Origin of the sequence: Lysinibacillus sp. 1 U-2021 (assembly GCF_029916965.1) — a bacterium.
GTDB lineage: Bacteria > Bacillota > Bacilli > Bacillales_A > Planococcaceae > Lysinibacillus > Lysinibacillus capsici.
In genome coordinates, this window is the sequence record NZ_CP123966.1 from 3290291 (window position 1) to 3302986 (window position 12696).

The window sequence follows — 12696 nt, forward strand, 5'->3', positions numbered from 1 at the left end:
GATAATACTTTTGTAGGTTGGAGTGGAAGGCTACTTGACCCCCATGGATAGCGAGACAGGCGAGCCACTAAACGGAGCGCTAGCGGGAGAAGCGGCTTGATGCTCGCCCACAGGAAAGCAATAGCCTGCAACGAAAATCCATTTCTACCCTTCAATTGACTGTTTTGTTTTTTAACACTAAGACAGGAGAATCTGTAATTTACAGATTCTCCTGTTACCTATTATTGAAGGAAATACGTTAATTTGTTAATGGAATAAATGTGCAGTTCATGCATAGCTCTCGTACACGCCGTATAAAAATAGTACCGTTCGCTTTCTCTTGAGTAATTAGCAGCAGATGCATTATAGATGATTACCGCATCAAATTCGATGCCTTTCGCCATATAAGCTGGAAGTAATAAAATACCCTTTTTAAACTGCTTTGTATGATGGTTAATCAATTGAATATCTACTCGATTGTTTAATTGCTTGTAAACAGCAGAACACTCGGCTGCCGTTTTACAGATGATAGCAATTGTTTCGAATTCAATAGATAAATGGTTGATGTTTTGAATAATTTGATCCATTAATTCCAATTCATTTGGCACAATAGTAATCGATGGTTCGGGGCCAGTTCGATTAAAAGCTTCTACTTCACTACCATCATTTAAAATTGTGGAAGTGAGTTGTATGATTTGTTTTGTCGAACGATAGCTTTTTGTTAATATCATTTTTTCTGCCTGCTCACCATATAATTGAGTGTCGAGTAGAGAAGGATTATTAAAGGTATGTGGATGAATCGTTTGATGGCCATCGCCTAAAATGGTCATACGTGCTTTTGGGAATAACTGCTGTAATACAGTAAGTTGGAATGGCGAATAATCCTGTGCTTCATCAATTAATACATGACGGATCATCCTATTGATCTGTTGTCCTTCAATTTTGTCCTGTAAATATAAAAATGGTGCAGCATCCTCATAGGCAATCAAACGCTTTGCTAAATTAGGGAGTGTTTGTAGACAAATGTCCTCCCAATTGTCTGGCATAAGGTGTTGTAAATCCCTGTTAATAGAACTATTCAAATCAAAGAGCTGTCGATATGTACCCAACATATGGACAAACTTTAGCTGGTTAACGGAGTTACGTAATGGTTTAAAATGTTTTTTGACAATTTGTCTCGCTAGTTTATAGCGTTCTTGATCAAAATCATCAAAAGAGTTTTCAGTATAGCGCCCCTCGTATAAAAGCTCACTATATGATTTGGAGTAGTCTTCTTTATCTAATAGCTCAGTAGCTTCTTCTACCCACTCCTTTGTACGCTCAGCCTTTTCCAATTTCGTTAGTCGTTGCAAAAGCCATTCTTTTACTAATTGTAGACGATCTGGTATCGATATAGTAGAAGGGAAAGAATAGAAGTATTCGGTAATTTCCTGTGCAGTAATAATTCGTTCACCACGAAAAACGATATTTTTAAATAACAAGCCTTTATCGGATAAGTAACGAACATACTGATCTATCAAATCTTTATAAGTGAGGCCCGCTTTAAATGAAATGATGCTTAATTTTGTTTGATACTGATCATCATCCTTTTCTGTCAACAGATCTTCAAGCTGCTCATAAGGATATTCCAATTGAAACTGTTTTCCTAATCGTTTTTCAGCATATTCTATAAACGTTAACTGCTGCATGTTATCTTCACCCAAATCAGGTAAGACTGAATGAACATATTGATTAAAAAGTTGGTTAGGTGTAATTAGCAGAATTTGATCGGCAGTCATTTCATCACGATAACGATAAAGTAGATAAGCTACCCGCTGTAAGGCTACAGCTGTTTTGCCACTACCTGCAACGCCTTCAACAATAAGACAGCGAGAATTGACATGGCGAATAATTTTATTTTGCTCTGCTTGGATTGTCGCAACAATACTACGAATATGCTCATTTGCATTTTGTGCAAGGATATCGAGCAATAGGTCATCACCAATTGTAAGACCTGTATTAAACATGGATTGTAGTTGACCATTTTTAATAATAAATTGCCGTTTTAACAGCATTTCTCCATGAATTTCTTCACCTAATGTTTCGTAGGATGCATCACCAGGTGTGTAATCATAATACATACTCGATATAGGCGCTCGCCAATCAAAAATGACGATATTTTCATCCTGTTTATCCAATAATGTGGCTACACCGATATAAATTTTTAAAGGGTCTTGTTGACCATCTTGTAAAAAGTCAATACGAGCAAAATAGGGTGACTGTTGTAAACGTTCATATACCTTTACATTACGAATTGCACGTTCCTGTGCAAGCTCTGAGTCAGATAAAAGCTCTGCCTGCTGCTTAATTGCAAAAAAGGTTTCGTCTACATCCTCAGCGGTATCTAGATTGACTCTCACATCGTTCCAAAAGGATTTCTTTAAGGCAACAGCATTTTCTTTGAAGCCTTTTTCTTTATGCTCTAACTCTTTTATCTTATGAACAATAATGTTTAAAGAATCCTCAAGGTGATGCTTTTCTTCTAGCCATTCTTTTTGATTTTCCAACGTTTACTCACATTCCTCTCCATAGTTATTTGCTTCCTTTGACAGTAACCCTCACCTCAATAGATGGTGAGAAGAGGGTAATTGTGCTGCTTTTTTAACTGTTTGTCCAACCACAAATTTGAATATAGTGAAGGTATCCAATGCAGGTGATCTGTTCGGATTGAAGCAGGAAATTTATCATACATCTACTTCGGAAAGAAGTATAGTCTAGAAATTATTGTAAATTTATGATACAATAAATGTATAAGGTAATAAGATATTGATATACAGAGACAGCTCTACAAAAAGGTGGAGCCGTCTTTTTTATATGTAATATTGCTTCATATTATGACTGATTATCATAAATTGTTATTAAAAATAATTGGATGAAATGCTATTGAGACACTAAAGAATGTGGCATGCCATACGATAAAGAAACTTGAAGGGAGGTGAAAAGAATGAAGGTAATCTTTACAGTGGGGTTGCCTGGTAGTGGGAAAAGTACATTTGTGAAACAGTTAGCTAAAAATGAAAATGCAATTGTCCTATCAAGCGACGCTATACGTCAGGAGTTATTTGGGGATTCAACAAGGCAAAAATCACGTATAGTCTTTCGTACATTATATGAACGTCTTAATGACTTAGTGGCAAAAGGGTTTTCTGTCATTGTGGATGCAACCAATATTGAACGAGAGCGCAGGATGTTTGCACTTCGTAAAATACCAAGTACAGTGCAGAAGGTATGTTATTACTTTGATACACCTTATTCAATCTGTGTAGCCAGAAACCAGCAAAGGAAAAGACATGTACCATTAATCGTGATGGAAAAAATGAGAAAGCATTTAGAGTTCCCGACAGTAGGAGAAGGGTTTAATGAATTGCATATTATTCATGAATCAAGTCCCTATGATCTTTCTCGACAACAATTTGTTTCACTCATACAAGGCCACCCCACCTATGAAGAGCTTTTTCAAACACTTCAAGCAGTCCCACTTTTCAAAGAAATTTATCAATTCGATCAAGAAAACCCATTCCATCAATTTTTACTGTGTCAGCATACGTATTTTGTGTACGCGTATATCAATGAGTACTATTTAGAAAGCGATAAACTAGCTCTACAAATAGCTGCATTGTTTCATGATGTCGGTAAACCAGCCTGTAAAAAATATAAACCTTTGCAACAGCGTTATGGTTATTTTGGGCATGAAAATGTCTCTGCTCAACTGGTTTGCCATTTTCTATTAGAGTTGGGCTTTGAAAAGGAATTTGTATTAAAGGTTGTTCATTTAGTGCAATTTCATATGTTAATTCAGTATGGGGGAGATAGAGGTGGAAGCCAAATTTATCATTTATTAGATGGTGATTTATTAACAAGGCTTTACTTTTTCCGTGAGGCAGATCAATTTGCCAAGTAAACTTTAGGAAAGGAAGGTGAAAATATGACGAAATTAATGAAATACCCAAGAAGTTTTCATTTACCATGGAGCAGGGGTTATTCCGATGATGATAAAGTTGCTAGAAATGTGAATCATTTTATTGGAAAGGAGGTTGTTGTCACTGAAAAGTTAGATGGAGAAGGGACAACACTTTACAGAGACTATATGCATGCTAGAAGTATTCATTCAGCCAACCATCCTTCTAGACATTGGGTAAAAACATTTCACGCGAATTTTGCGTATCGGATTCCAAAGGACTGGCGCTTATGTGGTGAAAATGTTTATGCCAAGCATTCTATTTATTATCAAGGATTAACAAGCTATTTCTATTTGTTTAGCATTTGGAATGAAGAAAATATTTGTTTGAGCTGGGATGAAACCGTGGCCATTGCAGCAGAGTTAGGGATAGAAACAGTGCCCGTTTTATACCGAGGGATTTTTGACGAAGAACAGATAAAACGTACATTCACTGGAAAATCATTCTTTGAAGGGGAACAAGAGGGGTATGTCATTAGAAATACTAGCTCATTCCATTACGAAGATTTCCGCTATAATTTAGGGAAATTTGTGAGACCGCAACATGTTCAAACAAGTGAGCATTGGCTACAAGAAGAAATTATTCCAAATAAATTAAAATCCTAACCAATTAAGAAGAGAAGGGACTGAGCACAATGTAATACTATAGCAAGCATTCAATAATCATCTATTACGAGGTAGGTGCAAGGAGTGCATATCCCTTTCCAATGGGAGTACGGGTTCGATTCCTGTTATCCTCGCCATAAAAAAAATGAACTCTCTTCATTAGGACGAGAGTTCATTTTTGTTTGTTTATTTAGTGTAATTATCGAAGTAGCCTTGAATGTAAATCATTGGTGTTCCTTTGTCACCCGAACCAGATGTAAGGTCAGATAAGGAACCGATAAGGTCTGTTAAACGACGCGGTGTTGTTCCTTGTGCAGCCATTTGACCTGTTAAATCTTCATCTTTATTTTGGATGTATTCAGAAATAGCAGCCTTTAGTTCTTCGCCTCGAAGGTCTGCAAAATCATTGTCCGCTAAATATTTTAATTTAACCTCGTTCGGTGTTCCATGTAATCCAGCGGTGAATGCTGGGGATACAACAGGATCTGCAAGCTCCCAAATTTTACCCACAGGATCTTTGAATGCGCCGTCACCATAAATCATAACTTCTACTGTTTTTCCTGTAGCTTCTTTAATTTTTGCTTGGATTCCATCAACAATGGGTTGGCAAGTATGTGGGAATAATTTAACACTATCCTCTGTTGCTTTGTTCGAGCCAAGTAGACCATACTCAGCATTGAAACCAGAGCCATTAATTGATTCAGCTAAAATATTATCAAGGCTGTAAACTTTTTCTGCACCGTTCGCTGTTAGAATACGTTTTGTGCGGAAGCGTGAATGAATATCACACGTTAAGATACTCTTTGTGTAATTTAAAATTGTTTTTGGATTATTTGAGAAGATGACCTCACACGTAGCCCCTTCTGCTTCGATTAACTCTTTATAGTATTCAATATAATCTACACCAGTAAATGTGTGTTTTTTATAGCCAAAATGCTCGCGGAATTCAACCTCATTGAGCGTATCTGTCCATGGGTTAATGCCTTTTACATCGAGCTCATCAATATCTACAAGATGATTACCCACTTCATCAGATGGGTAGCTTAACATTAATACTACCTTTTTTACACCTTTAGCGATGCCTCGTAAACAATTGGCGAAGCGGTTTCGACTTAAGATGGGGAAAATAACGCCTACCGTATCATCTCCAAACTTAGCCGCTACATCTATGGCAATATCATCAATCGTAGCATAGTTTCCTTGTGCACGTGCCACGACAGATTCAGTTACTGTCACAATATCACGATCCTCTATTGTATATCCTTCAATATGTGCAGCATTTAACACTGTATCTACAACAATTTGTTCAATATTATCGCCTTCATTAATAATAGGACCACGAAGACCTCTTACAACTGTACCGATTACACGTTCCAATTTAATCTCTCCTCATTCTATCTAGCGTAAAGTGATATAAAAACCATATGATTTTACTATAAGGCTCGTTAATGATATAAGTAAAATTAATAGTTCATATAATAGCTATAAGAGGTGCTTATATGATAGGGAAATTAGATTTATATCGTGTTTTTAGTGTTGTAGCAAAAAATAATAGCTTTTCTAGTGCGGCAAAAGATTTATATATGACACAGCCAGCTGTAAGTCAGGCAATGATGCAATTAGAAAATGAGCTTGGCACACGTCTTTTTAATCGAACGCCTAAAGGTGTGACATTAACAACAGAGGGTAGCCTACTTTTTGAATATACTAATTCTGCTTTAGGGCTTTTAGATGCTGGTGAAGAAAAGTTACTTGAATTTAAAAATTTAACAACAGGGCAATTAAAAATAGGTGTAGGTGATACGATCTCACGCTTCTTTTTAATGCCTTATTTAGAAGCATTCCATACAATGTATCCGAATATTAAATTGCAAATGCTAAATGGCACAACCTCTGAAATTTGTAATTTTATTAAATCGGGTGAAGTAGATATAGGGTTTTGTAATTTTCCAATTGAAGATTCAACATTACAGTTAACGGTATGTACAGATATTCAGGATATTTTTGTCTGTGGGGAAAAATATAAAACACTTTCATCTAAAAGTTTAAGCTATGAGGACCTTTTAAAATTTCCACTTATCTTTCTAGAGAAAAAATCGAATTCAAGGAAGTATGTGGAAGATTATCTTTTTGCAAGAGGCGTTCACATAGAGCCAGAGTTTGAGCTAGGCTCACATGATTTGGTACTCGAATTTGCGCGTAGTAACCTTGGCATTGCATGTGTAACAAAGGAATTTTCAAAGGACTATCTTCAACGTGGACTTCTTTATGAATTAACTTTAAGGGAAAGTATTCCTACGAGAAGTATTGGTATGTGTTATTTGAAGTCAGTACCCCTTTCTAGAGCAGCAATGAAATTTGTTGAAATCATTGAAAGTAAACATTTTAATACGAGAAGAACCATAAAAAGAGCTTAGCGACGAGAAAAAAATCGCTATGCTTTTTTTATTAAGATATCAATCAGTATGTCGACATTGCGCTTATTTTTCATGGTAGGTGAGCAAAGATAAGAAAATGTTCGCATAAAGTGCTGTCCTTCAAGGCGCAGAATAGTCATATCTCCATTTTTTAATTCACGTTCTATCACACAGGCAGACAATAAAGAAAGACCAAGTCCCTGCATTACACTCTCCTTCACGCCCTGATTACTGCTAATAGTCAAAAGCGAATGAATCTGTAAACCATTTGCTCTGAATAAATGATCCAGATAATAACGTGTTCCAGAGCCTTCTTCACGCGCAACCCAGCTTTGCTGCTGGAGTTTATCAGCAGTCAGAGGTTGTTGCTTTGTAAGAGGATGTTTACTGTCGCTAACAATAAATAACTCATCTTGCATAAATGGCTTAATGACTAGTTCATTATCATGAGCCTGTCCTTCAATTAGACCTATATCGACTTGCAGTAATTTTGTATATTGAATGATTTCTTTTGTATTGCCAATAATAATTTGAAGTTCAAGTTGTGGGAATTGTTGCTGTAAGCTTGCAATAATGGGAGGTAATATATATTCGCCAATTGTAAAGCTTGCCCCAATGACTAGCGTACCTTGTACCTCTTGATGATAGGCAGCGATATCTTCTTTTGCAGCTTCAGCTATCGCCATGATTTGCTTTGCTCGTTTATAAAGAATTTCACCAGTTGGTGTAATTTGCACCGATTTTGGGGAGCGAATAAATAAGGTTGTTTGTAATTCTTGCTCTAGATTCTTAATGTGTAAGCTAACACTTGGTTGTGAAATATGAAGTATTTCAGAGGTCTTTGTAAAATTATTGACCTCAACCAGTGTGATAAACGTTTTTAAAGCATCCAATTGCATATCTTCACCCCTATTATTAGAAATATTAATAATAATAATTATATATATGTATTTTACTAATAGTGCACTCTTTATTAAAGTAATAATCAACAAGGGAGAAAGAAGTGAACATCATGGTTAATAGACAGCATAAATTAAAATCTACTCTTAATCCAAATTTCTTGAAGGGGATATTGTTAACGCTTCTTATTGCTTTAGTAGCGAAATATATTGCCACATTTCCTTTCTTTTCAATATTGGGACAGTTGGTTATTGCCATTATATTAGGGATGACCTGGCGAGCAACATTTAAAGTACAAGATTCTTGGCAAGTAGGTATTTCATTTTCCAGCAAGAAGCTATTACGCTTTGGTATTATTTTATTGGGTATGCGCTTAAATTTGGCAGATATTTATCATGCGGGTGCTAACGTTTTTTTAATTGCAGTCATTAATTTGCTATTTGCCTTAATGGTTGTGTACGGCCTAACAAAAATATTTAAAGTCGATCAAAAGCTAGGGATATTAACGGCTTGCGGGACTGCCATTTGCGGAGCTGCTGCAGTAGTGGCAATTGCACCTCAAATTAAAGCAAATGAAAAGGAAACGGCGGTAGGGGCAGCGATAGTTGCGTTATTGGGGACTATTTTTACACTTATTTATACGGTACTTTATTCCATCATCGATTTAACACCTACTGCGTATGGTATTTTCGCAGGGGGGACATTACATGAAATTGCGCATGTAATTGCAGCTGCATCTGCTGGTGGAAATGAAGCAATTGATATAGCCGTCATCGTGAAATTAACACGAGTGGCCCTACTTGTACCTGTAGCAATTGTTATTGGTATTTTCTATCGAAGAATGGACAAAAGTGAAGAGAAAAAGGCATTTTCTTTATCCATCATACCGTGGTTTATTTTAGGATTTTTAGCGATGAGTGCTATCAACTCTTTAGGGATTATACCGACAAATGTATCGCAAGCATTTGTAAATATTGCTTATATCTTAATTGCGATGGCAATGGCTGGTCTAGGGCTAAATGTTGAGATGAAAACATTTAAGGAGCTAGGTGTAAAGGCATTTATTGCAGGTTTAATTGGCTCGGTCTGTCTATCCGTGTTGGGCTATATACTAGTCATTCTTTTATATTGATTTAATCAATGTTTCTTATATCAAAAAAAAAGACCCTGCATGATCGTTCAACATGCAGGGCTTTTTAGATAGAATCAGAAGATAATGTATAAGTAATTTAATCGTCGTTTATTAATTTAAGGCTTCAATAGAAGAAGCTAATTCCGCCACCACTATTTTGCTGCCGATAATTGGACTGTCAGCCTTTTCTCCCTCAGAGCCCGAATTTGGGCGTTGATGGGCTGCAGCGAATGCATCGCTATTACGCCATGCTTGGAAATGCTCCTTAGATTCCCAATACATATTAACACTCATTTCATCATAAGTAGGATCATCAGTTGAAATTAATACCTCTACTTTATGAAAGCCTTCAAACTGTTGCAGAGGCCCTGGCTTTGTAAAATTTGGTGCCATTCTCGCAGCAAAACCGGGTTTTACTTGAATACGATTCGTTACAATAATCATGCTTTTACCCCCCTTAATTTCATTTACTAGGTTTTTGAATGAATTATCATTGATTATCATTCGCACTCAATGATAAGTGGCTGAGGAAGACATTGTCAATAGATGTCCTCTATATAATCTGTGCTAGTAGTTTATGGGTAATGGATAGGCTGACATTTAACTGACATAATCCAGTGCTATAATGAATATAAGAGTGAACTAGTAGCGAGGTGATTGACTTTGGCAAACATTCTAGTAATAGAAGACGAATATCCAATAAGCCAGGTTTTAAAGGTGTATTTACAAAAAGTGGGTTATAGTGTGACACAATGTTTCAATGGTGGTCAAGCCTTGGTCATGTTTCGTGAAACACAGCCAGATCTAGTGTTGCTAGATATTATGTTACCAGAAAAAAATGGTTGGTCCATTTTAAAAGAAATAAGAGAACGAAGTACTTGCCCAGTTATCATGTTAACAGCATTAGGTGAGGTTAATTACCGTCTAGAGGGGTTTGATCATGGGGCAGATGATTATATTGCCAAGCCTTTTATCGCAGATGAAGTTGTTGCAAGAGTGAGGGCTGTTTTAAGACGTGCTGTAGGTAGTTCTGATTCAGCTACTAGTAAGCAGTATGGGTCTCTAGTGATTGATTGTAAAGCGCATAAAGTGCTTTTGGGTGGAGAAGAGATTGTATTAACGCCAAGGGATTTATCAGTGCTCATGTTTTTAGCTGACCACCCCAATCAAACGTTTACCCGGGATCAGCTTATAGATCAAGTTTGGGGATGGGAGTATGAGGGTAGTGATCGTGCTGTAGATTTAGCTATAAAGAGGCTTAGGAAGGCTTTAAAAGAATGGGATGAAGCGGAAGGAGAAATAAAGACACTACGTGGATTGGGGTATCAGCTAAGTGTTCAAAAAAAATAAGCGAATATCCTTACTTCAATATTGGACGAGCCGATATTTACTGACACTTTTTATAGGCTTAGCTATTATATCTTTAATCTCAGCAGCGTGGATTCGACATACAACATTTGAAAATCGATTAGAATTAATGGAGTTTTTAGCAGACGAGACGGTCTATCGTTTAACGGATACAACAAATCCTAATAATGGACCTATAAATGGTATTCCAGGTTTCATAGGGGATCGTCAGCGTTTTAATATGAAAGAGATCGATCCGATTTTGTATGTTGTAGATACAGAGGGAAATATACTGACTAGCAACCGTCCTGTACCCCCTGGTAGTGCTAAAAATGTAGCTGAAATGTTAGATGGAAAAGAAGGTACTAAGGAAATAAAGGATGGACTTGAACCTGAATATATAGTGAAAAGAAAGATAGAAAATAATCATGAGTTATTGGGCTGGGCCCTGGTGATGGAGAAGAAGGAGAATTTAACAAGAGTTAACCAAGCATATGGACAGCTTGCCATATTAATTGGAGCACTAGCATTATTAGGCTGGATCGCTATTTACTTTCTGTCAAAGCGTTTGGCCCATCCCATTAAACAAGTAGCTGAGGCTGCCAAGCATGTACAGGAAGGCAATTATGCAATTGATTTGCCTCAATATAGTAAGGAAAAGGAGATCTATGAGCTTGTTTCCTCCTTCAAAAATATGGCAAATAAATTAGAACAGCTGGAGAAAACTCGAACGGAATTACTAGCAGGTGTCACCCATGAATTGAAAACACCTGTCACCTCTATAAGTGGTTTATTACAGGCTGTAAAAGATGGTGTTGTAACGGGACAGGATGCTATAGAATTCATTGAAATGGCTATGGTCGAAACGACAAAAATGAAAACAATGGTTGGTGACTTACTTGCCTTTAACCATTTTGCTGTCGATGCTATTCCTGTGCAGATAGAGTCAGTAGATGTTAATCAGCTACTACGAGAGGCGGTGGCACAGTGGGAAGTCATGCAGGAAGATGAACATGTAAAAGTCCGTTTACATTTGTTAGAAAAACCTGTGCTTGTACAGATAGATATTGTTCGTATCCAACAGATCATTACAAACCTATTAACCAATGCTAAACAGGCGATGGACAAAGGAACAATAACCTTGAGGTTGATAGAACATGGCGAGGCTCTGTCAGTGATGGTGAAGGACACAGGACAAGGAATCCCTCTAGAGGATCAGTCATTTATTTTTGAGCGCTTTTATAGAGGGGAAAATAAAAAATATACTGTTCGCGGCTTGGGTTTAGGATTACCACTTAGTAAAATGATGGCCCAATCTCTTGGGGGCGATTTGCGATTAATTGAAAGCAATCCCTCTGGAACACATTTTGAATTAGTATTGCAAAAGGCTACTACGCTATAAGAGCGTAGTAGCCTTCTTAGTGTTGGTTTAATCCGTCTCCCAGAAATCTGCTTTGTTTTGTAAAAGAGAGTTGAAGAATTTGTAAAGCTGACATCTGCCTGACACAAAAGCCCTTTATAGTAAACGATGGAGACGGGAAATGAACAAAGGGACGAGCAGCATTAAAGGTTCGTCAGTCTGACACTAATACAAGTAGGGAGAGTGATGAAATGCCAATAGTTACTTCATTTAATCCAAATGGTCGCCAAGAAATAAAACAAGCGATCTCCTATCCAGATTATGCATTATTAAAAGTCAGGCTTCAGCATGTTATGCAGCGAGATCATCATGCTGGGTTAGACGGTAAATATTTGATTCGTAGTACGTACTTCGATAATTTTGCTAATAAAGTGTTAAATGAGAAAAAAGAAGGCTTTATTAATCGAGATAAATATCGAGTACGCATATACGGCAAGTCTAGTGATGTTATAAATCTTGAGCGGAAGAGTAAGCGTAACAATGTGACCTTTAAAACAAAATGTTCAATATCTCAAGCTGAGTATGAAAAACTACGTATTGGCGAGATAGCATGGATGGAGAATGATGACCGAGCGCTAATTCGAGATTTATATCATGAGATGAATTACAACCAGTTGCGACCTACTACGGTAGTGGATTACGAGCGAGAAGCCTATATCTATCCGTTTGGCAATGTGCGTGTGACATTTGATAGTAAGGTGCAATCGAGTCTACGCAACACGGATATGTTTAATCAAAACTTGCCTATGGTCGATGTGCTGGAGCCTAATCTTGTAATTTTAGAGGTAAAGTACGATGAATATCTACCAGACATCATCAAATATTTACTACAGTCAGTGGATACTCGTGCGGAGGCCTATTCAAAATATCAACTTAGTCGTATGTATGGCTAATAATA

Annotated in this window: 11 protein-coding genes; 7 read left to right on the forward strand and 4 right to left on the reverse strand. The window is 37.0% G+C overall.

All coding sequences use genetic code 11. The annotated features are described in order from the left end of the window. Positions 1–221 precede the first annotated feature (221 nt). Positions 222–2525: an RNA polymerase recycling motor HelD gene (gene helD, locus QH639_RS16990; protein WP_281114852.1), complete on the reverse strand. Its 2304-nt coding sequence runs from the start codon at positions 2523–2525 to the stop codon at positions 222–224. 437 nt (positions 2526–2962) lie between these two features. Between helD and QH639_RS16995 the strand changes: the two genes are divergently transcribed. Continuing rightward, entirely contained in the window at positions 2963–3919 is a 957-nt protein-coding gene (locus QH639_RS16995) for an AAA family ATPase (protein ID WP_131521787.1), read from the forward strand. Positions 3920–3943: 24 nt separating this feature from the next. Continuing rightward, positions 3944–4582, forward strand: a complete 639-nt coding sequence (locus QH639_RS17000) for an RNA ligase family protein (protein ID WP_237898911.1) — start codon at positions 3944–3946, stop codon at positions 4580–4582. Positions 4583–4768: 186 nt separating this feature from the next. On the opposite strand, the gene QH639_RS17005 is transcribed toward QH639_RS17000, so the two are convergent. Further along, complete coding sequence (locus tag QH639_RS17005) at positions 4769–5959, reverse strand: coenzyme F420-0:L-glutamate ligase (RefSeq protein ID WP_054548521.1); 1191 nt, start codon at positions 5957–5959, stop codon at positions 4769–4771. Positions 5960–6081: 122 nt separating this feature from the next. Here QH639_RS17005 and QH639_RS17010 point away from each other — a divergent pair, with 122 nt between their 5' ends. Beyond that, positions 6082–6999 carry a LysR family transcriptional regulator gene (locus QH639_RS17010; protein WP_048395493.1) on the forward strand — a complete coding sequence of 306 codons (918 nt, stop codon included), beginning with the start codon at positions 6082–6084 and terminating at the stop codon, positions 6997–6999. A gap of 17 nt (positions 7000–7016) precedes the next feature. On the opposite strand, the gene QH639_RS17015 is transcribed toward QH639_RS17010, so the two are convergent. Continuing rightward, positions 7017–7898 (reverse strand): LysR family transcriptional regulator, encoded by an 882-nt coding sequence (locus QH639_RS17015; protein ID WP_054548523.1) that lies wholly within the window; start codon positions 7896–7898, stop codon positions 7017–7019. Between the two features lie 113 nt (positions 7899–8011). Here QH639_RS17015 and QH639_RS17020 point away from each other — a divergent pair, with 113 nt between their 5' ends. Next, positions 8012–9031 carry a YeiH family protein gene (locus tag QH639_RS17020; protein ID WP_131521789.1) on the forward strand — a complete coding sequence of 340 codons (1020 nt, stop codon included), beginning with the start codon at positions 8012–8014 and terminating at the stop codon, positions 9029–9031. A 111-nt stretch (positions 9032–9142) separates the two neighbouring features. Here QH639_RS17020 and QH639_RS17025 read toward each other — a convergent pair whose 3' ends face one another. Further along, positions 9143–9475: a heme oxygenase gene (locus tag QH639_RS17025; protein WP_048395499.1), complete on the reverse strand. Its 333-nt coding sequence runs from the start codon at positions 9473–9475 to the stop codon at positions 9143–9145. Positions 9476–9694: 219 nt separating this feature from the next. On the opposite strand from QH639_RS17025, the gene QH639_RS17030 reads away from it, so the two are divergent. The 3 genes from QH639_RS17030 (at position 9695) to QH639_RS17040 (ending at position 12691) form a co-directional block, all read left to right on the forward strand. Then, positions 9695–10381 carry a response regulator transcription factor gene (locus QH639_RS17030; protein ID WP_103119010.1) on the forward strand — a complete coding sequence of 229 codons (687 nt, stop codon included), beginning with the start codon at positions 9695–9697 and terminating at the stop codon, positions 10379–10381. After that, complete coding sequence (locus QH639_RS17035) at positions 10365–11780, forward strand: sensor histidine kinase (protein WP_237898909.1); 1416 nt, start codon at positions 10365–10367, stop codon at positions 11778–11780. Before QH639_RS17030 ends, QH639_RS17035 begins: the two co-directional genes overlap by 17 nt. 209 nt (positions 11781–11989) lie before the next feature. Next, positions 11990–12691, forward strand: a complete 702-nt coding sequence (locus QH639_RS17040; protein WP_131521791.1) for a polyphosphate polymerase domain-containing protein — start codon at positions 11990–11992, stop codon at positions 12689–12691. Positions 12692–12696: the final 5 nt, after the last annotated feature.

Bases quoted from the DNA above. Each gene is read 5' to 3' on its own strand.
- QH639_RS16995 (WP_131521787.1), top strand. From the start codon at position 2,963: ATGAAGGTAATCTTTACAGTGGGGTTGCCTGGTAGTGGGAAAAGTACA.
- QH639_RS17025 (WP_048395499.1), bottom strand. From the start codon at position 9,475: ATGATTATTGTAACGAATCGTATTCAAGTAAAACCCGGTTTTGCTGCG.
- QH639_RS17000 (WP_237898911.1), top strand. From the start codon at position 3,944: ATGACGAAATTAATGAAATACCCAAGAAGTTTTCATTTACCATGGAGC.
- QH639_RS17020 (WP_131521789.1), top strand. From the start codon at position 8,012: ATGGTTAATAGACAGCATAAATTAAAATCTACTCTTAATCCAAATTTC.
- QH639_RS17015 (WP_054548523.1), bottom strand. From the start codon at position 7,898: ATGCAATTGGATGCTTTAAAAACGTTTATCACACTGGTTGAGGTCAAT.
- QH639_RS17010 (WP_048395493.1), top strand. From the start codon at position 6,082: ATGATAGGGAAATTAGATTTATATCGTGTTTTTAGTGTTGTAGCAAAA.
- QH639_RS17040 (WP_131521791.1), top strand. From the start codon at position 11,990: ATGCCAATAGTTACTTCATTTAATCCAAATGGTCGCCAAGAAATAAAA.